Origin of the sequence: Streptomyces sp. NPDC086147 (assembly GCF_040702165.1) — a bacterium.
Taxonomy (GTDB): Bacteria; Actinomycetota; Actinomycetes; order Streptomycetales; family Streptomycetaceae; genus Streptomyces.
This window is the reverse complement of sequence record NZ_JBFBJO010000022.1, coordinates 47,095-70,360: the sequence shown is the minus strand read 5'-3', so window position 1 is coordinate 70,360 and position 23,266 is coordinate 47,095. Positions and strand designations below refer to the sequence as shown.

The window sequence follows — 23,266 nt, the reverse complement described above, 5'->3', positions numbered from 1 at the left end:
GGCTGCGTCGTTGACAGTCAGCTTTCCGGACAACTAGCTTCGGTATGCAAAGTCAGCAGGTCGGAGTGAGCGGAGTGTGGTCGTGGGACGGACGCGTACGGTCGAGTGGGAGGATCCCGCGGCCTCCGCGCGGGCGGCGGGGACGATGGCGGGGCTCGACTTCCTGCGGGAGATCGCCGCCGGGCGGCTGCCCGGACCGCCGGTCGCCGCACTCCTCGGCTTCACCCTCGAAGAGGTCGGGGACGGGCGGGTGGTGTTCTCCTTCGAACCGGCCGAGGAGCACTACAACCCGATCGGGAGCGTGCACGGCGGCGTGTACGCGACGCTGCTCGACTCGGCGGCCGGGTGCGCGGTGCACTCCACGCTCCCCCGGGGGACGGCGTACACCTCGCTCGACCTGTCGACCCGTTTCCTCCGCCCGATCACGATCGCCACCGGCAAGGTCAGGGCCGTCGGCACGGTGCTGACCCGGGGGCGCCGCACGTCGCTCGCGGAGGCGGGGCTGTACGACGCGGAGGACCGGCTGCTCGGCCACGCGACCAGCACGTGCATGCTGTTCCCGATCCCGGCCTAGGGCCTGTCCGGCGGATCAGGGTCGGACAGGCCCCAGGACTCCGCGTCGCGCGACACGGACCGGACGGAGCGCGTCGGCTCAGAGGCCTCGGCGGACGCCGGGGACCGGGCAGGTGCGGGTGCAGCCGTCCGGGACGGTGTCGGGGACGCCGCTGGCCTGGAGGGCCGCGCTCACCAGGGTGGCGAGCAGGTCGATGTCGGAGCCCATGTCCAGACGGACCGTCACCCACCCGGACCCGGCGCGCAGACGGACGGCGCTCGACCCGAGGAGGGCCGGGCGCAGCCTGGCGATCATGGCGCGGGTGAGGTGGACGTCGGCCTCGTGCTCACCGTGGAAGTGCACGATCTCCTGCGTCGCGGTGCCCAGTCCGACCTCGGCGCCGCAGTGGGCACGGCCGGGGGTCAGCGAGGGCCAGCTCATCAGACGTTCACTGGCATGCCTGGCCGTGTTCATACGAGGAGCGTGCCGGGCGCCGGGGCCGCGCACAAGCGTCCTGCGGCAAGAATCCGGCCTGCGTCCGAAACAGGTCGCTGGAAGGGCCCTCGCGGCCGCGCGTCACGGCGGCGCGTGGGGAGGGAGTGACCGTGTGTCACGGTGGGGCGGGCGGCTCCGGGCGTCCCGGTTGTACGCCGGACGGGTCCTCGAACTAGCGTGGCGCCCATGGAACTCTTGGGAGAGATCACGGGCGACCGCCCCCTGCTGGTGCTCGCCGTCAAGGAGGAGGCGCAGTTCCTCGACGCGGGGCTGCCGGTGCTGCTCACCGGCATGGGCAAGGTGAACGCCGCGACCGCGCTGGCGACCGTGCTCGGCCGGGGGCCCCGGCCGTCCGGGATCGTGAACCTGGGGACGGCCGGGGCGCTGCGGCCGGGCCTGACCGGGACGCACGTCGTCGGCACGGTGGTGCAGCACGACTTCGACGGGCGGCTGCTCGCCATGCTGACGGGAGAGTCGTACGGGGCGCCGCTGACGCTGCCGGACGGCGGTGACGTGGTCCTGGCCACCGGCGACACCTTCATCTCGGACGAGACCGCCCGCGCCCGGCTCGCGGAGCAGGCGGCCCTCGTCGACATGGAGGGGTACGCCCTCGCGCACGTCGCCGAGGTCGCCGGGGTGCCGCTGCGCGTCGTGAAGCACGTGAGCGACGAGGCCGGCGAGGGCGCCGCGCGCACCTGGCGCGAATCGGTCGCCGGATGCGCGCGGATCCTGGCCGACTGGGCGGCTCAGAACGTTCCGTACCGCTCCTGAGGGGCAGGCCCCGGTCAGGGGTTCTGGAAGTGCGCCTCCGGGTTGGCCGCGGACGGGCCGTCCAGGACCGGGCGCGGGAGTCCGCGCAGGTGCCGGTCGAAGAAGGCCGAGACGTACGTCCGGGTGAGGGCGACGGCCCGGTCGGCGGGCAGCTCCGGCTCGGGCAGGCCGAAGTGACGCGAGATCACCGGGCCGTCCGAGAAGGAGAAGTGGTCCGACCCGGCCAGGGTGATCCAGCGCTTCCAGCCGTCGAGCGCGGACCACGTCCGGTCCCAGCTCGTGTCGGCCCCGCCCGGCAGGTGCGTCTCGTCGTGGGTGCCGAGCATCAGGAACGGACGGCCCCGCAGGCCCTCCGCCGGAAGCTCCTCCCAGAAGGCGCCGTCCATGTTGATCCCGGCGTCGATGCGCCGGTCGGCCACCATCGCGGTGGCCGCGCTCGCCCCTCCGATGGAGTGGCCCGCCATGCCGATCCGGCGGGCGTCGATCATGTCGGCGTGCCGCCAGACGGACCGGGGACCGACGAGCCGGTCCAGGACGTACCGCACGTCGGCGGCGCGGGTCGTGGTGACCACGCTCCCGTGCACCCCGCCCTCGTCGAGGGCCGTGCAGGCGACACAGGTGAGGGTGCGGCCGCCGGGGAGGCTGATCCCGAACGACTCGTAGGCGTGGTCGACGGAGGCGACGACGTAGCCGCGCGAGGCGAGGTCCTCGGCGAGGGAGGTGAGCGTCCAGCGGGAGACGCTGAAGCCCGGCGAAAGCACCACCAGGGGGTGGCGGCCCGGAGCGGGCCGGGCGTCGGTCCCGCTGTGGGTGCGCGTCCGGGCGAGCACGTCGCCGGAGACGCCGGGCCCGAGCTGCTCGGCGAGCAGCCGCGCCTCCTCCCGGGTGGCGTACGGGGCGGGGCCGCCGCCGCCGGAACGGGCGGCCGGGTAGTGGAGCGTGACCATCAGCGCCCGCCCGTCGGCGGTGGGCACCCAGGGGTCGGTGCGGGACCGGTCGACCAGCGGCAGGACCGTGCTGCCGACGGCGTGCGGTCCGGTGGGCGCGGGAAGGGCGGCGGGCCGCGCCGGATGCGTGGCCGCCGTACGCGCGCCGGGGGCGGGGGCGTCGGCGGCGGTCGCGGTGGCGACTCCGGCGGTCAAAGCGAGGGAACAGGCGAGAGCGGTGGCCGCGACGGCCCTGGTGAGTCGAGTCATGCGGGCACGGTAGGCGCCGGGAGCGGTACGGCGCGTCCGCCCGTGGGCCCACTTTCGATCAACCTCGGGTCTGAGACGGGGGCGTGCCCGTCCCCCACGGGTACACCCCCTGGTTCCGATGCCCGGCCCTCCTCGACTCCCCTCCTCCGCACCGTTTCTGACGTGCCGACCGGCCGGGCGGCCCCGTGCGGCTCCGGCGGCGAGACGACCTTGACAGGGCGGAAGGCCGCCTGCCTATGGTGAGGAGTCTCCGTCCGCGTCCGGGCGGGGCCGGGACCCGGGGGGAGGCGTACGTGCTCGCAGCGACCACGGCGCCGCACGCCCCGGTCCGGGCGGGTGCCCGCCTCGTCTGCCGTCGGCACGTCGACTTCTGCCGCACCGCCTCGGCCATCTGTCCTTCCCCTCGCGCCTGACCCCGCCCCGCGGGCCCGCACGTCCCGTCGCCCGCCCGGCGCGGGACTTCGCGGCGATCCCGCCACGCCCGGGTCCGCGCGCCCCGTGACGTCCCGTCGCCCGGCCCCGCGCAGCCGTGTCCCGCACCGCTGCCGTGCCGCCGTGCGCCCCTGCCGTTCGGAAGGACTCCCATGCCCCAGCCCGCCCTGCACCTGGCCGTCGAGATCGACGGCGACGGTGCCCATCCCGCCGCGTGGCGCCGTGCCGCGCACACCCCCGGAGAGCTGCTGAGCCCGCGCCGGCTCGCCCGGACCGCGGCCGCCGCCGAGAACGCCGGGTTCACCCTGGTCACCCTCGACGACTCGGTCCTGCCGCCCGGCTCCGCCGACGGCACCGGCCCGGTGGGCCGGATCGGCGCGGTCGAACGGGCCGCGTTCGCGGCCGCGTCGACGAGCGTCCTCGGCATCGCCCCCGTCCTCGCGACCACGTACGCCGAGCCGTTCCACGTCTCCTCGCAGATCGCCTCGCTCGACCACGTCTCGGCCGGCCGGGCCGGCTGGGTGGTGGGCACCGAGGAGGATCCGGCCGCCGCGCGCGCCTGGGGGCGCCCGGTCGTCGAGGGCGCCGACGCGATCGCCCGCGAGGCCCGCGACGGTCTCCGGGTCGTACGGGACCTGTGGGACTCGTGGGAGGACGACGCGGTGATCCGGTCGGTGGCCACCAGCCGGTACCTGGACCGGTCGCGGCTGCACTACGTGGACTTCGCGGGCGAGACGTACTCGGTGAAGGGGCCGTCGATCGTGCCGCGTCCGCCGCAGGGCCGGCCCGTGGTCCTGGCGCCTACCGGTCTCGTCCCGGCGGAGCTGGTCGACGTGGCCCTGGTCGACGGACCGACCCCGGCCGAGGCGGGCGCGGCGGCATCGGCCGCCGGTGCGCCGCTCGCCTTCGCCGAGGTCGAGGTGGCCCTCGACACCCCGCGCGAGACGGCGCGGAAGCGGATCGCCGACCTGGAGCGGTACGCACCGTGGGAGGGCCGCCCCGGGCGGCTGCGGTACACCGGTCCGGCCGCCGGTCTGGTGGAGCTGCTCGCGGAGCTCGGCGGGCGCGTCGACGGGGTGCGGCTGCGGCCGCTCGTCCTCGACGAGGACCTCGCCGTGCTCTCCCGGCTCGTCCTGCCCGAGCTGTTCGTGCGGCGGCTCGCGGCCCGGCCCCTGCCGGGCACCACCCTCCGCACCTCCCTGGGCCTCCCCCGGCCCCTCAGCCGCTTCACGACCGACGGCGCCGCCGCGCCCGTTCCGGAGGAGACCCGATGACCCGCACCGATCCGCACGACGTCCCGCGCCCGGACGCGCGGCTGCACCTCGGGGTGTTCTTCCAGGGGGTCAACCACTGGACGATCTGGTCGGACCCGTCCAGCGGTTCCCAGATCGACCCGGCCTCCTTCCTGCGGGTGGCCAGGACCGCCGAACGCGGGCTCTTCGACGCCTTCTTCCTCGGCGACGGCCTGCGGCTGCGCGAGTCGCGGGGAGGCGTCCACGAACTGGACGTGGCGGGCCGGCCGGACTCGATCACCCAGTTGTCGGCGCTCGCCGCCGCGACCGAGCGGATCGGGCTCGTCTCCACCTCCAACACCACCTACAACGAGCCGGGCGACCTCGCCCGGCGGCTCGCCGGGCTCGACCTGCTCTCCGGCGGCCGGGCCGGCTGGAACGTGGTGACCACGCACAACGCCTGGACCGGCGAGAACTTCCGGCGCGGCGGGTTCCTCGACCACGCCGACCGGTACCGGCGCGCCGAGGAGTTCCTGTCCGTCGCGCGCGCCGTGTGGAACGGCTGGGCGGAGGGCGCGGTGGCGGACTCCGCCGAGGCCCGTTCCTGGTCGGTGCCGGGGGCGGTGGGGCGCGTACGGGCGGAGGGCGCCCAGTTCGACGTCGACCTGGTGCCGACCCTGCCGCGCAGCGCCCAGGGGCATCCGGTGATCTTCCAGGCGGGCGACTCAGGCGAGGGCCGGGACTTCGCGGCCCGCAACGCGGACGTCATCTTCTCCGCGCACGGCACGGACTTCGACGACGCCCTCGCCTTCGCCGAGGACGTCCGGCGGCGGCTGCGGGCGGTCGGCCGGGCCGAGGACGCGCTGCGGATCCTGCCGGGCACGGAGATCGTCGTCGGGGCGACCGAGAAGGAGGCGGAGGAGAAGGCCCGCTGGGTGCGCCTCGAACAGGTCACGCCCGCGGTGGCGCTCGGCATCGCGAGCCGGCTGTGGGGCTTCGACCTGTCCGGGCGGGACGCCGACGGGCCGCTGCCCGCCGAGGACCCGGTGGTCGCCGAGGACCAGGGGAAGTTCGGGACGCGCTGGGTGGAGGATCCCCGGGAGGTGGTGGCCGAGTGGCGGGCGAAGGCCGGGGCCAACGGCTGGTCGCTGCGGGAGACGGTGATCGAGCTGGGTCCGCAGCGCGGGCACGTCGGGACTCCCGCCGGGCTCGCCGAGAAGTTCGCGCGGTTCGTCCGGCACGGTGCCCTGGACGGCTTCAACATCTCGCCGTACCTCGTGCCGGACGGCCTCGACGACATCGTGGAGCTGCTGGTGCCGGAGCTCCAGGAGCGGGGCGTGTACCGGACCGCGTACACCGGGACGACGCTCCGGGAGCACCTGGGACTCGCCCCGGCGGTGTGACGGCGGGAGGCGGGACCGGGAACCGCCCGGCGTTCAGGGGGCGTCGGGCGGGCGGACCACCAGGAGGGCGGCCACGTCGTCGTCGGGGCCCCTGCCGCCGTAGGCGGTGAGGTCGCGGCGGAGGAGTTCCAGGAGGCCCGCGGAGGGTTCCCGGTCCCAGCTCCGCAGGCGTGCCTCCAGCGGGTAGAAGGCGCCCGCCCGGTCGCGGGTCTCGCTGACGCCGTCGGTGTAGAGGAGCAGCCGGTCCCCCGGGCCGAAGGGGGCCTCCTCGACGCGGTGGCGCCCTTCGGCGAGGCCCGCGAGGTTGACGGGGAGCGAGGGGTCGGCGAAGCGGACCGGCTCGACCCCGCCCCCGTGCTGGAGCAGCGGGGCCGGGTGGCCGCGGCTGAGGAGCCGTACGACGTCCCGGTCGTCGGGGAGTTCCACGAGGACGACGGTGGCGAAGCGTTCGGCCGCGTCGGAGTCCGGGTCCCAGGCGCCGTAGCGGGCGAGGCCCTCGTCGAGGCGGTCCGCGAGGACGGCCAGGTCCTCGGCGTCGTGGACGGCGGCGCGGAACGCGCCGAGCAGGACGGAGGCGGTCTCGACGGCCCCGAGCCCCTTGCCCTGGACGTCGCCGAGCATGACGCGCACGGCTCCGGGGACCTTGACGGCCTCGTAGAAGTCGCCGCCGATCCTGGCCTTGGCGGCGGCCGCGACGTACAGCAGGTGGAGTTCGAACCGGCCGAGACGGCGGGGCAGGGGACGGAGTACGACCCGCTGGACGACCTCGGCGACGGCGGTGAGTTCGCGCAGGTCCCGTTCGCGGCGGGTGCGGACCCTGCTGGCCCAGGCCGAGGCGGCGGTCACGACGGCGAGGACGGTCTCGCTCGCCAGGATATCCGGCAGGGGGTCCCCGCCCCGGTCGAGGCCGAGCAGCACGCGGACCGCCATCGCGAGCAGCCCGATGCCGACCGTCCCGCGCACGCTCCAGGTGACGGCGGCGAGGGCGGGCGCGGCGACCAGGAGGCGGTCGAAGCGTTCCTGGTCGGGGGTGAGCAGATCGGCGAGGGCCGTCAGGAGCAGGACCAGGAAGGGCAGGGCGCGACCGATGGTGAGCTGGGTGCGCGTCGCCGTGCCTGGGCTGTTGCGGGGACCGGCTGCGGGCATTTCATGATCGTACGCAGGGCCGTCGGCCGGGGCGGGGCGGGACCGGCTCCGGGCGTGTCCTCCGGCGGGCGGTGCCGGGGAGGGCGAGGGCGGCGGGCAGCGCGAGGGCGGCGATCGCCGTCAGGGCCGGGAGCGCGGCGCCCTCGGCCGGTACGAATCCTCCGTGCGGTACGAGGGTGAGCAGGAGGGTCGCGGTGGCGACGCCGAGCGCCGGGCCGACGTTCATGGCGGTCTGCTGGAGGCCTCCGGCGACTCCGGCGTGGGCCTCGGGGGCGCGGTGCACGACGACGGAGGTGGCGGTGACCATGAGCGTGACGAAGCCGGCGCCGAGGAGGGCGGAGCAGAGGCCGATGGGGAGGGCCCCGGCCGTGGCGTCCAGGCGGGAGAGCAGCAGGACGCCGAGCGTGAGGAGGACGGCGCCGGCCGTCGCCGTGCGGCGGGGGCCGAAGCGGCGCTGGAGGGGCGGGCAGAGCGGTGCGCCGAGCACCATGAGGAGGGCGAGCGGCAGGACGCGCAGCGCGCAGGTGAGGGGGTCGAGGCGCTGGACGTCCTGGAGGAAGTACGTCGCCACGAACAGCGAGCCGAAGAGGGCCGCCGAGGCGGCGAGGAGGGCGGCGACCCCCGCGACGACGGGCACGCTCCCGAGCAGTTCCGGGGGCAGCAGGGGGTGGGGGGCGCGGCGCTCGTGCCGGGCGAGGGCGATCCCGGCGACGGCGGCTCCGGCGCACGCGAGCGCACCGGAGGCGGCGCCGCCGGGCCGCGCGGCCTCGACGAGCCCGTGGACGAGCAGCCCCAGGGCCACGGCGAGCAGCAGGGCGCCGAGCGGGTCGAGCGCGGCGAGGCCGGAGGCCGCCCGGTGGGAGGCTTCCGCCTCTCGTCCCCGGGAGCGCGGCTCCCCGGCGGTGAGGGCCAGGAGGCCGATGGCGAGGGTCGGCGGAACGCTCAGGAGGAAGACGGAGCGCCAGCCGTACGCGGAGACCAGCGCACCGCCCACGAGCGGCCCGGCGGCGGCCGCGAGGCCGATGACGGCGGTGCGGACGGCGATCGGGGTCGCGAGCCGGTCGGGCGGGAAGGCCGTGCGCAGCATGCCGAGGGTGGCGGGCTGGAGCAGCGCCCCGCACACCCCCTGGAGCACGCGCAGCGCGATCACGGCCCCGATCCCGGGGGCCAGGGCGACACCGGCGGAGGCGGCGGCGAAGCCGAGGGCGCCGGCGGCGAAGACGTGGTGGTGGCCGTGGCGGTCGCCGAGGCGGCCCGCGAAGACCAGGAGGCTCGCGACGGCCACGAGGTAGCCGGTGCTGGTCCACTGGACCTGGCCGACGTCGGCGTGCAGGTCGCGCTGGAGGGCGGGTTGGGCGACGGTCAGGACCGTGCCGTCGAGGGCGACGACGGCGGCTCCGACGACGCTGCAGGCGAGGACGGGGGTGCGGCGCCGGTTCACGGGGCCGGCTCCGCGGGCCCGAGGTGGGCGTCGAGGGCGGCCGCGAGCAGCGGGGCGGGGTCGGTGCCGCCGGTCGCGAGCCGGAGGCTGCCCCAGTGCCAGAGCTGGGCGATGCCGTGCAGGTTGGCCCAGAGGGCGCCCGCGGTGGTGACGGGGTCGGCGTCGGGGCGGACGCGGGCGACCAGTTCGGCGAGCCGGGCGAAGAGCGGCAGGCTCGTCTCGCGCAGCCCGAGCCGCCCGCTCTCCAGCAGGTCGTGCCGGAACATCAGCTCGTACATGCCGCGCCGCGATCCGGCGTAGTCGAGGTAGACGCGGACGAGGAGCGCGATCCGCTCGCGCGGCCCGGCGTCCTCGCGGTCCTCGGCGGTGACGCGGGCGGACAGTTCGGCGAAGCCCTGCCGGGCGATGGCCGACAGGAGGTCGAGGTGGGTGGGGAAGTGGCGGCGGGGCGCGCCGTGGGAGACGCCGGTGCGGCGGGCGATCTCGCGCAGCGAGAGGGCCTGGGCGCCCTCGGCGTTCACGAGCTCGACGCCGGTCCGGACGAGCCGCGCGCGCAACCCGTCGTCCTCGTGGCCGTCTTCCTCGCGACCTTCTTGATCTCTCCGTATAGGCATGGACACTGTCTACCAAGCTTGAGTAGACGGTGTCTACTGAATCCGAGTAGACACCGTCTACTCACCCTCGCGCCCCGGTCCGCTACACTGGACGGCAGCGAAGGGGAGTAGCCCTGCGAACCGGTCGTCGACACACTGGAACCCCCGGGTTCCCGGTGACCGGGTCCACGCAGGACGTGGACGGGCGAGACCTTCGGCCAGGCATCAACCGCGTCCGCGCTTCCGTGGGCACGGTCCGTCATGCCGGGCCGAGTGGTCCTCCCGTCGCCCACCGAGGTGTCGCGCGGGGCCCGGCGGCCCGGACCGAGCAGAGAGCCCCGGTATGCACCTCGACCCCTTGGCGATCCTCACCGCCTTCGGGCTGATCTTCCTCGCCGAGCTTCCCGACAAGACGATGTTCGCGTCCCTCGCCATGGGCACGCGCATGCGTCCCCTGTACGTGTGGATCGGCACCTCCACCGCCTTCCTGGCGCACGTCGCCATCGCGGTGGGCGCCGGCAGCCTGCTCGGGCTGCTGCCGGGCTGGATCGTCAAACTCGTCTCGGCGCTCATGTTCGGCTTCGGCGCCTTCATGCTGCTGCGCGGCGGGGGCGACGACGAGAACGACGACACGGGCGGCCGGACGGTCACCGGCTTCTGGCCCGTCTTCTCGACTGCCTTCATGGCCGTGTTCATCAGCGAGTGGGGCGACCTGACCCAGATCACCACCGCCAACCTGGCCGCCACCAACGGCACCTGGTCGACGGCGATCGGTGCGTTCGCCGCCCTGACCAGTGTCTCCGCCCTCGCCCTGATCGCGGGCCGCTTCATCGCGAAGCGCGTCCCCCTCAAGACCGTCCAGCGCGTCGGCGGCGTGTGCATGGCGGGCCTGGCGATCTGGTCGCTCACCGAGGTCTTCACGGGCTGACACCGGCCCCGTCGACCCACCGGCCGACACCCTCTCCACTGCCCCGCCGTCCTCCGCAGGACGGCGGGGCAGTCCTTTCGCCCCCGCCCGTCCGGACCCTTGATGAAGCAGTGAATCACTGCTTCACTCCTTCCATGCCCTACCGACGCACCCCCGCCGTCCAGGCCCGGCTCGACGCGCAGCGCGCCTCCGTCGTCGAGGCGGCCCTCGGGCTGCTGGCCGAGCAGGGCTACGCGGGGTGCACCGTGGCGGCCGTCGCCGCCCGGGCCGGGATCGCCACGGGCAGCGTGTACCGCCACTTCGACGGCAAGTCCGAACTCGCCGTCGAGCTCTTCCGGACCGTGGTGGGCCGGGAGGTGGCGGCCGTCTCCGAGGCGGCCGGGCACCCCGGGCACCGTTCCGCCGCCGAGCGGGTGGTCGCCGTCGTCGAGACCTTCGCCCAGCGCGCCCTGAAGTCGCCGCGCCTCGCCTACGCGCTGCTCGCCGAGCCCGTCGACCCGGCCGTGGACGCGGAGCGGCTCGTCTTCCGGCGCGCCTTCCGGGACGTCTTCGCCGCCCGCGTCGAGGAGGGCGTCCGCTCGGGCGAGCTGCCGCCCCAGGACCCCGTCCTGACGGCCTCGGCGCTGGTCGGGGCGGGCGCCGAGGCGCTCGTCGGCCCGCTGGCGGAGGGGTCCGTCGGGCCCGGCACCGTACCCGCACTCGTCACCTTCACCCTGCGAGCACTGGGAGTCCCCGATGCCGACCACGCATGAGGTCACCAACCAGGTCCCCCCGCTGACCGGTCACGACGTCTCCGCCGACCCCGCCCTCCTGGAGGCGCTGCGCCGGGAGGGCGCCGGCTGGGCCGAGGCGGAGGTCCGCGAGCTGGGCGTACGGGCCGGTGGCGCCGAGGCGCAGGAGTGGGGGCGGCTCGCCGAACGCCACTCCCCCGTGCTGCACACCCACGACCGGTACGGCCACCGGATCGACGAGGTCGAGTTCCACCCGTACTGGCACTCCCTGATGGACGTGGCCGTGCGGCACGGGCTGCACGGCGCGCCCTGGGCCGACGAGCGGCCCGGCGCCCACGTGGCGCGCGCGGCCAAGGTGTTCGTGTGGGGGCAGGCCGACGCCGGTCATCTGTGCCCGGTCTCAATGACGTACGCCGCCGTGCCCGCGCTGCGCGCCCAGCCGGAGCTCGCCGAGGTGTACGAGCCGCTGCTCACCTCACCGTCGTACGACTTCGGGCTGCGGACGCCGACGGAGAAGCGCGGGATCATCGCCGGGATGTCGATGACCGAGAAGCAGGGCGGTTCGGACGTCCGGGCGAACACGACCCGGGCGGTCCCGGCGGGCGAGCCCGGTCTGTACGCGCTGACCGGTCACAAGTGGTTCACCTCGGCCCCCATGTCCGACGTCTTCCTCACCCTCGCGCAGGCGCCGGGCGGCCTGTCCTGCTTCCTGGTGCCGCGCGTCCTGCCCGACGGCACCCGTAACGCGATCCGCCTCCAGCGCCTGAAGGACAAGCTGGGGAACCGGTCGAACGCCTCCTCCGAGATCGAGTACGAGGGCGCCCTCGGCCGACTGGTCGGCGAGGAGGGGCGCGGGGTGGCGACCATCATCCGGATGGTCAACATGACGCGACTCGACTGCGCGATCAGCTCGGCGGCCGGGATGCGCCTCGGGCTCGTGCACGCGGTCCACCACGCCACGCACCGCGGCGCGTTCGGGGCGCGGCTCGTCGACCAGCCGCTGATGCGGAACGTCCTGGCCGACCTGGCCGTGGAGGCGGAGGCGGCCACGCTCGCGGCGCTGCGGCTGGCCGGGGCGGTGGACCGGGCGGCGCGCGGCGACGCGGAGGAGGAGCAGCTGCGGCGGCTCGGCCTCGCGGTCACCAAGTACTGGGTGTGCAAGCGGGCGCCCGCGCACGCGGCCGAGGCCCTGGAGTGCCTGGGCGGCAACGGCTACGTGGAGGACTCGGGCCTGCCGAGGCTCTACCGGGAGGCGCCGCTGCCCTCCATCTGGGAGGGGTCGGGGAACGTGGCCGCGCTCGACGTGCTGCGGGCGATGGCCCGTCAGCCGCTGGCGGTGGAGGCGTTCTTCGCGGAGGTCGACCGGGGCGCGGGCGCCGACCGGCGCCTGGACGCGGCGGTCGCCGGGCTCCGTAAGGAGCTGGCCGGGCTCGGCGATCCCGACGCGGTGGCGTACGGGGCGCGGCGGCTCGTGGAGCGGCTCGCGCTCGTGCTCCAGGGCTCGCTGCTGGTACGGCACGGGAACCCGGCGGTGGCGGACGCGTTCTGCGCCTCGCGGCTCGACGGCGACCGGGGCCTGGCCTTCGGCACGCTCCCCGCGGGCCTGGACACGGCCGCGATCATCGAGCGGAGCGGGCCGGACGCGGCGGTCTGACAGGACGGTCCGCGGGGGCCCTTCTCCGCCGCGTTCCCGCCGTGCCCCCGCCGCCTTCCGGTGGCAGGCTGAGGGGGCACGTCGGAGCGCGAGGGAGGAGTCCTCTTGGACAGCGGGGCGATGCACGAGGAGTTGGACGCGCGGGCGGCCGGGACGGCGGAGCGGGTGGTGTCCTGGCGGCACCACCTCCACCGGCATCCGGAGCTGTCCAACCGTGAGGTGAACACGGCCCGTCTGGTGGCGGACCACCTGCGCTCCCTCGGCATCGACGAGGTCCGCACGGGCATCGCGGGCCACGGGGTCGTGGGGGTCCTGCGCGGCGGGGCGGCGGGCGAACGGGTCGTGGCGCTGCGGGCGGACACGGACGCGCTGCCGGTGCGGGACCTGTGCGGGGCGGACTTCGCCTCGGAGGTGGTGGACGCCGACTACCCGGGCGGCCCGTTCCCCGTGTCGCACGCCTGCGGCCACGACTGCCACACGGCGATGCTGCTCGGCGCGGCGACGGTCCTCTCCGGGGTCCGCGACCGGCTGCCGGGGACCGTCCTGTTCGTCTTCCAGCCCGCCGAGGAGGGCCCGCCGGTGACCGAGGAGGGCGGTGCGCGGGCGATGGTCGAGGCGGGCGCCTTCGCCGGTCCGGTGCCGACGATGGTCTTCGGGATGCACGTGACGCCGTACCCGAAGGGGTACGTGGGGTACAGGATCGGCAACCAGTACGGCGCGTCCACGCTCGTCCGGGTCGTCGTCACCGGCCGGCAGACGCACGGCTCCACGCCCTGGCAGGGCGTCGACCCGATGCCGGCGGTCGGCGCGGTCCTCACGGGCATCGGCCAGCTCTACCGGCAGGTCTCGGCCTTCGACCCGGTCACGGTCTCCATCGGGCACGTGGAGGACGTCGGCCGCTTCAACATCGTCGGGGAGACGGTGACGCTGTGGGGCACGATCCGCACCGCCGTCGAGTCGGACATGACGGAGGTGCAGCGGCGGCTCACGGCGCTCGTGGAACACTCGGCGGCGGCGTACGGGGCGACGGCCACGGCGGAGTACCTCCAGCCCGTGCCGCCCGTGCACAACAGCGGGCCGTGGGTGGCGGCCGGGCTGCCGACCTTCCGCCGGGTGGTCGGCGAGGAGCGCGTGGTGGAGACGGGCGGGACGCTCGGGTACGACGACGTCTCCGAGTTCGTACGGCGGTTCGGCGGCCTGTACGTGACGCTCGGCGTCCAGGACGCGGCCCTGGACGCGTCGGGCCGGCCGGTCCCCGTGGAGGGCGGGCGCGGTCTGGTGACCAACCACAACCCGGGCTTCTACGCCGACGACTCCGCCCTCGTCACCGGTGTCCGGCTGCACGCGCACGTGGCGTACGACCATCTGAGGGGAGCGCTCGTCATCCCGGAGGAGAGTCCCGACGCGGGCGGTCGGCTCCCGGCGCGGCGACCGCCGTCACATAGGCCCTGAGCAGGGCGGAGTCGGCCGCCGTGGGCCAGACCAGGGCGTAGGAGAGCGGCGGGACGTCGCGCAGGGGTACGTAGGCGACGCCCGGCCGGGGGTGATAGCGGGCGCCGCGCGCCGCACCGGGGGCGACGCCCCGTCCCGCGGTCACGTGGGAGAGGACCTCCTGCCAGGTGGCGGCGGCCGGACCCCGGCCGACAGGGGCTCCGGAGGGGGTGCGGCGCGGGTAGTGGTGGTCGAGCCAGTACCGGGGATGGGTGCCCGTCGGAGCGATCAGGGGCAGGCCGGCGAGGTCCTCCGGACCGAGGGAGGGGTGGCCGGCCAGGGGGTGGGCGGCGGGAAGGAGCAGGACCCGGTCGTCGCGCAGGACGACGGGGCCGGTGGTGAGGCCCGGCTCGCGGACGGGCAGGGCGGCGAGCTGGACGTCGAGCATGCCGTCGAGGAGGGCCCGCACCCCGCCGTCGAGGGGGACCTCGCGGACGGTGACCTCGCAGCCGGGGTGGGCGGCGAGGAGGGCGTCCGCGGCGGCCGTCAGGAGCTCGCCGCCCCAGGGGGTGACGAAGCCGGCGCGCAGCCCGCCGAGGACGCCGCGTCCGGCGGCGGTGGCGCGCTCCACGGCGGCGCGGAGCTGCCGGTACGCGGGCAGGAGGTCCTCGTACAGGGTCCGGCCGACGGGGGTGAGCCGGACGCTGCGGCTGGTGCGGGCGAAGAGCGGGGTGCCGACGCGCCGCTCCAGCTTCTTGACGGTCTGGCTGATCCGGCCGGTGGAGACGCCGAGGCGTTCGGCGGTGCGGCCGAAGTGGAGTTCCTCGGAGAGCGTGAGGAAGGCCTCCAGTTCGTACCGTTCGAGCACCGTCCCCCCCTCGTGGTCGAGCGTCGCGATCGTTCACCGGCCACCCCGGCCGGGCGTCGCGATCGTTGAGCGGGGCTCAACGCCGGTTCCATGATGACAGCTTGTTCCGGCGGGTCGTCACCGGGGAGCCTGGAGGCCTCCCCCAGCCCCTACGGAAGAGGTTCCGTGGCTCCCTCCGCACGCCCCCTCGCACCGTCCCCGAACGTCCCGCTCCTCGCCGTGGCGGGGGCGGTCGCCGTCGCCAACCTCTACTTCCCGCAGCCGCTGCTCGCCGCCGTGGCGCGCGGTCTGGACGTGCCGGAGCGGACGGCGGGCCTGATCACCCCGGCCGCGCAGTTCGGGTACGCGCTCGGCATCCTGCTGCTCGTGCCGCTCGCCGACACCGCGCGGCTGCGGCGCCTCGCCTCGGTGCTGCTCGCCCTCACCTGTGCGGCGCTGCTCGTCGCCGCGGCGGCGCCCGGCATCGTCACCCTCGCGCTCGCGACGCTCGCGCTCTCCACCACGACGGTGCTGCCGCAGATCCTCACGCCGGTGGCGGCGGTGCTCGCGGATCCCGGGCGGCGGGGGCGGGTCGTGGGCCTGGTGGGCCTCGGCCTCACCCTGGGCTCCACCCTGTCCCGTACGGTCTCGGGGGCCGTCACCGACGCCACCGGCACGTGGCGGACGGCGTACGTGGTCGCCGCGGCGGCGACGGCCGTGCTGCTGTGCGTCCTGCCGCGCCGGCTGCCCGAGCGGCTGGGCCCGCCCGGCGAGCGTGGCGGCGGGTCGTACGCGAGGCTCCTGGCCGGACTGCCCCGGCTCCTCGCGGCCCACCGGGAGCTGCGGGTCCCGGCGCTGCTCGGGGCCTGCGCCTTCGCCGCGTTCAGCGTCTTCTGGGCGGTGCTCGCCTTCCACCTGGCGTCCCCGCCGCTCGGGTACGGGCCGGGGGCCGCCGGTCTCTTCGGGGTGCTCACCCTGCCGGCGGCGCTGCTCTCGGCGGGGGCCGGGCCGCTGGCGGACCGGTACGGGGCGGCGGCCGTGGGCGCCGGGGGCCTGGTGTGCGCGGGGCTCGGGCTCGCGGTGGCGGGCCTGCTGCCGTACTCCCCCGCGGCCCTGGTGGCCGGGGCGAACCTGCTCGTGGTGGGGGTCGGCTCGTGCCAGGTGGCGAACCAGGCCAGGATCTTCGGGATCGGCCGGGCGGTGGCGGCCCGGGTCAACACCGTCTTCATGCTGGCCACCTTCGGCGGCGGGGCGGCCGGGTCGCTCGCCGGGACGTGGCTGTACGCGGCGCACGGCTGGCCGGCCGCGCTGTTCGCGGCGGGGGCGTGCGTCGGCGTCGGCGGACTCGTCCTGGTGACGGCCCTGGTGCGGCCGGCGGTCCCGACTTGCGGCTCCGTCGGCACGCGGGAGGCTGGGGTCGTCCACCCGCGCACCCCGCAGGGAGAGTCATGATGCTGGACCTCACCGCCCTCGCCGACGAGCACCTGGCCGCGGCCCGCACCGCGCCGCACGGGCGGAGCGCCCATCTGGTGATGCACGACGGAGTGCTGCGGCAGACCGTCATCGCCCTGACGGCGGGCACGTCCCTGGACGAGCACAACGCGCCGCCCGCCGCGAGCCTCCAGGTGCTGCGGGGCCGGGTGAGCCTCACGGCGGCCGACCGGGCGGAGGAGCTGCGGGCGGGCACGCTCCGCATGATCCCCAAGGAGCGGCACGGGCTCACCGCCCTGGAGGACGCGGTGGTCCTCCTGACCGCCGTGAACGACTGACCCGAGCCCCGCCGCGCCCGGTCATCCGGTCGCGTCGAGGTCCTCCGCGTAGTGCTCGATGGCCGGCCGGTACGTGCGGACGGACGGGTCCTCGCTGGTCGAGGCGAGCAGGCGCAGCAGCAGGGAGACCGACTCGTGGTGCCGGCCCGTGTTGTAGAAGGCCATCGCGAGGAAGGCGCGCAGGGAGCCGTCCTCGGGGAACTCGTCGGCCGCGCGGGTCAGGAGGGCGACCGCGTCCTCGTACCGGCCGAGCACCCGGTAGGTGCTGCCGAGGCCGAGGAGGGCGCCGCGCCGGTCGTCGGGCGCGAGCCGTCCGGAGGCGTCGCCGAGGGCCCTCTCGTAGTACGGCACGGCCTCCGCCTCCAGGCCCAGGACGTCGTGCGCCCAGGCCGTCTGGTAGGCGATCCCGGCGTCGTCCGGCCACCGGGCGGAGAGCGCGACCAGCCGCTCGCGGGCCTCCTCCCGACGGCCCTCTTCGCGCAGCGCGACCGCCTCGGCCAGCAGGCCGTCCTTCTCCTCTTGGTGCTCCATGGCGCCATCCTCGCAGCTCGCGGCGGACGTCCCGGCACCGGCTGCCAGGTGACGGGCCGCCATAGCGGACCGGCCGGATTGTGGCGTCCTCACCCATGGAGGACGGCTCCGGGAAGCCCGTAGCCTCCCGGCCGATCCCCTGTCAGGAACGAGCCGCCCGGGAGCCCCCATGCGTTCACTCCGTCCCGCCCGCCTGCGCGGGCCACGCCGTCTCGCGGCGCTGCTGCTGTGCGCCGCCGCGACCCTCTTCCCGACCGCGGTCCCCGCCGGGGCCGCCGCTCCCCCGCCCGTGCCCGGCACGCTCCAGGGGTACGACATCGGCTCCGTGTTCAGCGCGGGCGTCTCGTCCGGCGGGTACATGGCCACGCAGCTGCACGTGGCGTACTCGGGGACGTTCGAGGGCTCGGCGGTGTTCGCCTCGGGGCCGTACGACTGCGCCCGGGGCCAGCTCGCCACGGCGCTGAACGCCTGCATGGACACCACGCAGAACCTCCAGCTCGCCGCCCTGGAGCAGGCCACCCGCGACCGGTCCGCGCAGGGGCAGATCGATCCGGTGGCGAACCTGGCGGGCGACCCGGTGTACGCCTTCAGCGGGTCGGCGGACACCACGGTGAAGCGGCCGGTGGTGGACGCGCTCTCCGACTACTACGGGCGGTTCGGCGCCCGGGTCCGCTACGACCGGTCCACGGCGGCGGGCCACGCCTGGATCACGCCGCTCGGCCCCAACTCCTGCGGGGTGACGCAGACCCCGTTCCTGAACAAGTGCGGGACCGACGCGGAGGGGGCGCTGCTCGGCCATCTCTTCGGGTCGGTCGCGGCGCCCGGTTCCGGGACGGGCGGCTCGCTGATCCGCTTCGACCAGAACGCGTACGCGCCCGGCGGTTCGGCCTCGGCGATCTCGATGGGCGCGGAGGGCTTCGCGTACGTGCCGAGGTCCTGCTCGGACGGGGCGCGCTGCCGTCTGCTCGTGGCGCTGCACGGCTGCAAGCAGGGGTACGCGTACCAGGGCTTCGGGACCCGGTTCGTCGAGGGCGCCTACCTCAACGAGTACGCCGACACCAACGACATGATCGTGCTGTACCCGCAGGCGGCGGCCACGGGGACCCTGGAGAACCCGAACGGCTGCTGGAACTGGTGGGGTTACCTCGGTGACACCGCCTACGCCCGGCACGGCGGGAAGCAGATCGAGGCGATCATGGGCATGGTCCGGGCGCTGCGCGGCACCGGGACGCCGCCTCCCTCCTCCGACCGTACGGTCCTGACCAGCACGGACGCCGATGACGGCTACGTGAAGGCGGCGGCGGACGGTTCGGGGGCGGCGGTCGGCACCCTGGAGGACGTGTCCGGGCTCGCGCTGGGCCGGGGCACGGACGGGAAGGTGAACCGGACGGTGGTCTCCTTCGACACCTCGCGGATCCCGGCCGGCAAGGAGGTCTCGCGGGCCTGGCTGACCGTCACGCGGTCGAGCGGTTCGGGCGACCCCTGGGCCTCGCCCGCGGGGAACCGGCTGCTGGCGGACGTGCGGACGGGCTGCTTCGGCGGGTGCGCGGTCGAGCCGGCGGACTGGTCGGCGTCGGCCTCGGTGGCGGGCGGCGCGCGGATCGACGCGTTCTCGTCCGGGAGCGCGGTGTCGACGGACCTGTCGGCGGAGGCGCTCGCGGCCCTGAACCGGGGCGGGACCACCCAGTTCCGCCTCGGGTTCGCGTCGGCGCCGACCGGCACGGCGTACCTCTTCGTGAACCGGGACGCGCCGGTGACGCTGACGGTCGAGTACCGGTAACCGACGGGGGTGGTCCGTGGGCCGCGGGGGCGGTCAGCGGGGCGGCTCCGGGAGTTCCTCCCCGGTCTCCAGGAGGGACTTGAGGCTGGAGATCAGCGCGGGCCAGCCCTCGCCGATCAGCTCCTTGACGGGGCCGTCGGCCGCCAGGTCGCCGTGGGTGACCGTCAGCCTGACCGTGTCGCCCGACGGTTCGATCTCGAAGGTCGCCTTGGACCGGGGCCCGGCGGCGAGGCGTTCGTACACGTCGCGCCCGAGGCCGACGGCGTCCGCCCAGGCCGGGGTGAAGGTGTGCCAGGTGTACGAGAGGAGGCGGCCGGGCTCGGCCCGGAGCACCACCTGCTCGGGATCGGCCGTCCGGCGGCCGCCCTCCTCCCAGACCATGGGGGCGCCGGGCGTCCAGTCCGTCTCGAAGGCCACGCCCCAGTAGCGGCGGGTGAGCTCCGGTTCGGTGAGCGCCTTCCAGAGCTCGTCGGGGGTGGTCCGGATGTAGGTGGTGTAGACGAACGTGTCGCTGCCCATCGCGCTGCCCTCGGATCTGCTCCCCTGCGGCTTCCCCTCCCCTCCAGCCTAGGCGGGCGCCGGAGGTACGTGCCAGCGAGGGCGCCCCGGGCGTACGTGCCGGCCGGGGCGCCGGAGGTACGTGCCGGCGAAGGGCTCACGGCCCCTGCCGGTCCCCGCCCGCCTCCAGCGGTGCGATGATCCTTCTTCCGTTGAATAGGTGCGGAAGAAACTATTCAACGGACTGCTAGCGTGTCCGGATGTCCCTCAAGCACGCCGTCCTCGCAGCTCTCCTGGAGGGCGAGGCCTCCGGATACGACCTGGCCAAGATCTTCGACGTGTCCGTCGCCAACTTCTGGGCCGCCACCCCGCAGCAGCTCTACCGCGAACTCGACCGGCTGGCGGAGGCCGGCCTGATCACGGCCCGCGTGGTGGAGCAGGAACGGCGCCCCAACAAGAGGATGTTCAGCCTCACGGAGACGGGCAGGCGGGATCTGGCCGCCTACACGTCGACGCCTCCGCGCCCGAGCGCCGTCCGTGACGAGCTGCTGGTCCAGGTGCAGGCCTGCGACGAGGGGGACACCGCGGCCGTCCGCGCGTTCGTGGCCCGGCGGATGGAGACGGCCCGGACGAAGCTCGCCCGCTACGACCGCCTGCGGGAGCGGATGCTCGCCGGCCGGGACGAGGAGACGTACCTGGAGGAGGCGGAGCGCATCGGGCCGTATCTCACGCTGATGCGCGGCCGGTTCTTCGAGGAGGAGAACCTGCGCTGGGGCGCCCGCGCCCTCGCCCTGCTCGACCGGCGCGTCGCCGTGGAAGCCCGGGAAGGGCGGAAAGAGCGGGAGGGGCAGGAAGGGACGGGGCGGGCCGCGGCGGAGGCGGCACGGGGGGCGTGACGGGACCCGAGGGGTGACCGGGGGTCCTACTCTGCGGTAACGTCACCGGCCGGCCGCCGGAGGCTCCGGCGGCGCATCGGGACGGATCGGGGACGGATCTCCATGAACGTCGGTGACCTCGTCGAGGACTTCAGCCTTCCGGACGAGACGGGTACCTCTCGCTCCCTGACCGGGCTGCTGGCCGAAGGGCCGGTCGTCCTCTTCTTCTACCCGGCGGCGCTCACCCCGGGCTGCACCGCCGAGGCCTGCCACTTCCGCGACCTGGCGGCCGAGTTCCGCGCCGTCGGCGCGCTGCCCGTCGGGATCAGCTCCGACGCGGTGGAGCGGCAGCAGGAGTTCGCCGAGCGGCACTCCCTCGGCTATCCCCTGCTGTCCGACCCGGACGGTGCCGTACGGGAGCGGTTCGGCGTCAAGCGCGGTTTCTCGCTCGCGCCGACCAAGCGGGTCACGTTCGTGATCGGCCGGGACCGGCGGGTGCGGGAGGTCGTGCGCAGCGAGCTGCGGATGAGCGCGCACGCGGACCGCGCGCTGGCCGCCCTGCGCGACGCCTGAGCCGCGTCCGGTCCGCGTGGGGGCGGGCGGCCCGTACGGCGGGCCGCCACGACGTGCGGGGACGCGGCGCCCGGGTGAGACTCGCTCCAACGACCGGCCGTTCCCGGCCGGCGCCGGAACGGAGCGTGCTGGCATGGACGACTACCCCCTCCTCAACCTCTTCTGGACCATGCTGTGGTTCTTCCTCTGGATCATGTGGCTGTTCCTGCTGTTCAAGGTGGTCACCGACATCTTCCGGGACCACAGCCTGCACGGCTGGGGCAAGGCCGGCTGGCTGGTCTTCTGCATCCTGCTCCCCTACCTCGGCGTGCTCGTCTACGTCATCGCCCGCGGCAAGGGCATGAGCCGGCGTGACGTCAAGCAGGCGAAGGACAGCGAGGCCGCGTTCCAGGACTACATCCGCAAGACCGCCGGGACGCAGGGCGGCGGCACGAGCGCCACGGACGAGCTGGCCCGGCTCGCGGACCTGAAGGACAAGGGCGCCATCACGGCGGAGGAGTTCGAGAAGGCGAAGGCCAAGGTCCTGTCCTGAGGTGCCGCCGCGACGACCGGTACCGGTAGGAGTCGGTACCGGTGCCGGTGTCGACGGGTGCACCCACCCCCTTAATGCGTATCTCGAATACCACTTTGATACGGTCGGGTCGTGAAGCTGACGAAGTTCACCGACCTGGCGCTCCGTGCCGTGATGCGCCTGGCGGTCACCGCGCAGGAGGAGTCCGTCACCACACGCGAGGTGGCGGAGTCCATGGACGTGCCGTACGCCCACATGGCGAAGGTGATCACCCGGCTCCAGCACCTCGGCGTGGTCGAGGCGCGACGCGGACGCGGCGGCGGGCTCGCCCTGACGGAACGGGGCCGGCGCTCGTCGGTGGGCTGGTTGACCCGCACCCTGGAGGGCGAGGAGGAGGTCGTCGCCTGCGAGGGCGACCCGCCCTGCCCACTCAGGTCCGCCTGCCGGCTCCGGGGAGCGCTCCGCGAGGCGCAGGAGGCGTTCTACCGCGTGCTCGACCCGCTGACCGTGGCGGAGCTCGTCTCCTCGCCGACAGGCCCGCTCCTCCTCTCCCTCTCTCCCCGCCCCACCCCCTGACCGCACGCGCCCCGAGCGCGTGCTCCCTTCCGCCTTTAAATTGGTAGATGATCTACCAGATTAGGAGTCCCCCATGCTGTCCGAGCAGGCCGTCCCGGTCGTCCGCGCCACCCTGCCCGCCGTCGGCGGCGCCCTGGACCGGATCACCGAGCGCTTCTACGGGCGCCTCTTCGCCGCCCACCCGGAGCTCCTGCGCGACCTGTTCAACCGGGGCAACCAGGCCAACGGCGAGCAGCGGCAGGCTCTCGCGGGCTCCATAGCCGCCTTCGCCGCGGCCCTCCTCGAACACCCGGACCGGCGCCCGGACGCGATGCTGGCGCGGATCGCGCACAAGCACGCCTCGCTCGGGGTGACCTCCGAGCAGTACAAGGTCGTGCACGAGCACCTCTTCGCCGCGATCGTGGAGGTCCTCGGCGACGCGGTGACGCCCGAGGTCGCGCGCGCCTGGGACGAGGTCTACTGGCTGATGGCCAACGCGCTCATCGCCGTGGAGGCCCGGCTGTACCAGGAGGCCGGCGTCACCGAGGGCGAGGTCTGGCGTTCGATGGAGATCGCCGAGCGGCGGGAGGAGACGGCCGACACGGTCTCGTTCGTCCTGCGCCCCGCGGACGGGAGCCCCGCGGCGGCGTTCCGACCGGGCCAGTACGTGAGCGTCCGGGTCGCCCTGCCCGACGGCGCCCGGCAGATCCGCCAGTACAGCCTCTCCTCCGCTCCCGGCCGCCCGCAGTGGCGGATCACGGTGAAGCGGGTCGACGGCGACCCGGCGGGCGAGGTCTCGTCCTGGCTGCACGCCCGCGCCCGCGAGGGGGACGCGGTGGAGGTGTCGGCCCCGTTCGGCGACCTGGTCCTGCGCGAGGGCGACGGGCCCCTGCTGCTCGCCTCCGCCGGAATCGGCAGCACCCCGATGCTGGCGATGCTCGACCACCTCGTGGAGACCGGGTCGGCCCGCCCCGTCGTGGTCGTGCACGCCGACCGGGCCCCCGCCTCCCACGCGCACGCCGCCGAACTGCGGCGCCTCGTGGACGCGCTGCCGCAGGGGACCCTGCACCTCTGGTACGAGGAGCCGGGCGACTCCGGCGCCCTGCCGGGCCGCGCGGACGTCACCGCGCTCGACCTGCCGGCGGGCACGACCGCGTACCTCTGCGGGCCGCTGCCCTTCCTGCGCGCGGTGCGCGGCGACCTCCTCGGCCGGGGCACCGCCGCGGCCGACATCCACTACGAGGTCTTCGGCCCCGACCTGTGGCTGGGTGCCGAAAGCTGAACCTCCATCCTCGGAATTCCTTCGATCTCCAAGCAGCAT

Annotated in this window: 24 protein-coding genes; 16 read left to right on the top strand and 8 right to left on the bottom strand. The window is 75.0% G+C overall.

Features of this window, described 5'->3' with window-relative positions; genetic code table 11:
- Nucleotides 1–82 precede the first annotated feature (82 nt).
- Nucleotides 83–574, top strand: a complete 492-nt coding sequence (locus AB0398_RS29970; RefSeq protein WP_366378787.1) for a PaaI family thioesterase — start codon at nt 83–85, stop codon at nt 572–574.
- Between the two features lie 78 nt (nt 575–652).
- Here the strand turns inward: AB0398_RS29970 and AB0398_RS29965 are convergent, their stop codons facing one another.
- Nucleotides 653–1,027 carry a luciferase family protein gene (locus tag AB0398_RS29965; protein WP_366378786.1) on the bottom strand — a complete coding sequence of 125 codons (375 nt, stop codon included), beginning with the start codon at nt 1,025–1,027 and terminating at the stop codon, nt 653–655.
- A 207-nt stretch (nt 1,028–1,234) separates the two neighbouring features.
- Here AB0398_RS29965 and AB0398_RS29960 point away from each other — a divergent pair, with 207 nt between their 5' ends.
- The gene (locus AB0398_RS29960; RefSeq protein WP_366378785.1) at nt 1,235–1,819 is read left to right on the top strand and encodes a nucleosidase; all 585 of its coding nucleotides are present in this window, start codon (nt 1,235–1,237) and stop codon (nt 1,817–1,819) included.
- Nucleotides 1,820–1,833: 14 nt separating this feature from the next.
- Here AB0398_RS29960 and AB0398_RS29955 read toward each other — a convergent pair whose 3' ends face one another.
- On the bottom strand, nt 1,834–3,015 hold the full coding sequence (locus tag AB0398_RS29955; protein ID WP_366378784.1) for an alpha/beta hydrolase: 1,182 nt from the start codon (nt 3,013–3,015) through the stop codon (nt 1,834–1,836).
- Nucleotides 3,016–3,599: 584 nt separating this feature from the next.
- Between AB0398_RS29955 and AB0398_RS29950 the strand changes: the two genes are divergently transcribed.
- A complete protein-coding gene (locus AB0398_RS29950; RefSeq protein ID WP_366378783.1) occupies nt 3,600–4,721 on the top strand; it encodes an LLM class flavin-dependent oxidoreductase in 1,122 nt (373 codons plus the stop codon).
- Entirely contained in the window at nt 4,718–6,082 is a 1,365-nt protein-coding gene (locus AB0398_RS29945; RefSeq protein ID WP_366378782.1) for an NtaA/DmoA family FMN-dependent monooxygenase, read from the top strand. Before AB0398_RS29950 ends, AB0398_RS29945 begins: the two co-directional genes overlap by 4 nt.
- A gap of 33 nt (nt 6,083–6,115) precedes the next feature.
- On the opposite strand, the gene AB0398_RS29940 is transcribed toward AB0398_RS29945, so the two are convergent.
- Genes AB0398_RS29940 through AB0398_RS29930 form a run of 3 tightly spaced genes read right to left on the bottom strand, consistent with a single transcriptional unit; the run spans nt 6,116 to nt 9,283 of the window.
- On the bottom strand, nt 6,116–7,228 hold the full coding sequence (locus AB0398_RS29940) for a PP2C family protein-serine/threonine phosphatase (RefSeq protein WP_366378781.1): 1,113 nt from the start codon (nt 7,226–7,228) through the stop codon (nt 6,116–6,118).
- Between the two features lies 1 nt (nt 7,229).
- Nucleotides 7,230–8,669 (bottom strand): MFS transporter, encoded by a 1,440-nt coding sequence (locus AB0398_RS29935; protein WP_366378780.1) that lies wholly within the window; start codon nt 8,667–8,669, stop codon nt 7,230–7,232.
- Nucleotides 8,666–9,283 (bottom strand): TetR/AcrR family transcriptional regulator, encoded by a 618-nt coding sequence (locus AB0398_RS29930; RefSeq protein ID WP_366378779.1) that lies wholly within the window; start codon nt 9,281–9,283, stop codon nt 8,666–8,668. Before AB0398_RS29930 ends, AB0398_RS29935 begins: the two co-directional genes overlap by 4 nt.
- A 322-nt stretch (nt 9,284–9,605) precedes the next feature.
- On the opposite strand from AB0398_RS29930, the gene AB0398_RS29925 reads away from it, so the two are divergent.
- From AB0398_RS29925 to AB0398_RS29910, 4 genes are all read left to right on the top strand, one after another.
- Nucleotides 9,606–10,190 carry a TMEM165/GDT1 family protein gene (locus tag AB0398_RS29925; RefSeq protein ID WP_366378778.1) on the top strand — a complete coding sequence of 195 codons (585 nt, stop codon included), beginning with the start codon at nt 9,606–9,608 and terminating at the stop codon, nt 10,188–10,190.
- Between the two features lie 134 nt (nt 10,191–10,324).
- A complete protein-coding gene (locus AB0398_RS29920; RefSeq protein ID WP_366378777.1) occupies nt 10,325–10,942 on the top strand; it encodes a TetR/AcrR family transcriptional regulator in 618 nt (205 codons plus the stop codon).
- Nucleotides 10,926–12,575 carry an acyl-CoA dehydrogenase family protein gene (locus AB0398_RS29915; protein ID WP_366378776.1) on the top strand — a complete coding sequence of 550 codons (1,650 nt, stop codon included), beginning with the start codon at nt 10,926–10,928 and terminating at the stop codon, nt 12,573–12,575. The genes AB0398_RS29920 and AB0398_RS29915 overlap by 17 nt, the downstream gene beginning before the upstream one ends.
- Nucleotides 12,576–12,680: 105 nt before the next feature.
- Entirely contained in the window at nt 12,681–14,027 is a 1,347-nt protein-coding gene (locus AB0398_RS29910; protein WP_366378775.1) for an amidohydrolase, read from the top strand.
- On the opposite strand, the gene AB0398_RS29905 is transcribed toward AB0398_RS29910, so the two are convergent.
- The gene (locus AB0398_RS29905; RefSeq protein ID WP_366378774.1) at nt 13,957–14,874 is read right to left on the bottom strand and encodes a LysR family transcriptional regulator; all 918 of its coding nucleotides are present in this window, start codon (nt 14,872–14,874) and stop codon (nt 13,957–13,959) included. The genes AB0398_RS29910 and AB0398_RS29905 overlap by 71 nt on opposite strands.
- Before the next feature lie 165 nt (nt 14,875–15,039).
- Here AB0398_RS29905 and AB0398_RS29900 point away from each other — a divergent pair, with 165 nt between their 5' ends.
- Both AB0398_RS29900 and AB0398_RS29895 read left to right on the top strand, forming a co-directional pair.
- Entirely contained in the window at nt 15,040–16,305 is a 1,266-nt protein-coding gene (locus AB0398_RS29900; RefSeq protein WP_366378773.1) for an MFS transporter, read from the top strand.
- The gene (locus AB0398_RS29895) at nt 16,305–16,622 is read left to right on the top strand and encodes a cupin (RefSeq protein ID WP_366378772.1); all 318 of its coding nucleotides are present in this window, start codon (nt 16,305–16,307) and stop codon (nt 16,620–16,622) included. Before AB0398_RS29900 ends, AB0398_RS29895 begins: the two co-directional genes overlap by 1 nt.
- 21 nt (nt 16,623–16,643) lie before the next feature.
- On the opposite strand, the gene AB0398_RS29890 is transcribed toward AB0398_RS29895, so the two are convergent.
- Nucleotides 16,644–17,153 carry a tetratricopeptide repeat protein gene (locus AB0398_RS29890; RefSeq protein ID WP_366378771.1) on the bottom strand — a complete coding sequence of 170 codons (510 nt, stop codon included), beginning with the start codon at nt 17,151–17,153 and terminating at the stop codon, nt 16,644–16,646.
- A 169-nt stretch (nt 17,154–17,322) separates the two neighbouring features.
- Between AB0398_RS29890 and AB0398_RS29885 the strand changes: the two genes are divergently transcribed.
- On the top strand, nt 17,323–18,933 hold the full coding sequence (locus AB0398_RS29885; RefSeq protein WP_366378770.1) for a PHB depolymerase family esterase: 1,611 nt from the start codon (nt 17,323–17,325) through the stop codon (nt 18,931–18,933).
- Nucleotides 18,934–18,966: 33 nt separating this feature from the next.
- Here the strand turns inward: AB0398_RS29885 and AB0398_RS29880 are convergent, their stop codons facing one another.
- Complete coding sequence (locus AB0398_RS29880) at nt 18,967–19,452, bottom strand: SRPBCC family protein (RefSeq protein WP_366378769.1); 486 nt, start codon at nt 19,450–19,452, stop codon at nt 18,967–18,969.
- A 239-nt stretch (nt 19,453–19,691) separates the two neighbouring features.
- On the opposite strand from AB0398_RS29880, the gene AB0398_RS29875 reads away from it, so the two are divergent.
- From AB0398_RS29875 to AB0398_RS29855, 5 genes are all read left to right on the top strand, one after another.
- Complete coding sequence (locus AB0398_RS29875; protein WP_366378768.1) at nt 19,692–20,327, top strand: PadR family transcriptional regulator; 636 nt, start codon at nt 19,692–19,694, stop codon at nt 20,325–20,327.
- Nucleotides 20,328–20,429: 102 nt separating this feature from the next.
- The gene (locus tag AB0398_RS29870) at nt 20,430–20,879 is read left to right on the top strand and encodes a peroxiredoxin (RefSeq protein ID WP_366378767.1); all 450 of its coding nucleotides are present in this window, start codon (nt 20,430–20,432) and stop codon (nt 20,877–20,879) included.
- 133 nt (nt 20,880–21,012) lie between these two features.
- A complete protein-coding gene (locus AB0398_RS29865) occupies nt 21,013–21,411 on the top strand; it encodes an SHOCT domain-containing protein (RefSeq protein WP_366378766.1) in 399 nt (132 codons plus the stop codon).
- A gap of 111 nt (nt 21,412–21,522) precedes the next feature.
- Complete coding sequence (locus tag AB0398_RS29860; RefSeq protein ID WP_366378765.1) at nt 21,523–21,966, top strand: Rrf2 family transcriptional regulator; 444 nt, start codon at nt 21,523–21,525, stop codon at nt 21,964–21,966.
- Nucleotides 21,967–22,039: 73 nt separating this feature from the next.
- The gene (locus AB0398_RS29855; RefSeq protein ID WP_366378764.1) at nt 22,040–23,227 is read left to right on the top strand and encodes a globin domain-containing protein; all 1,188 of its coding nucleotides are present in this window, start codon (nt 22,040–22,042) and stop codon (nt 23,225–23,227) included.
- Nucleotides 23,228–23,266: the final 39 nt, after the last annotated feature.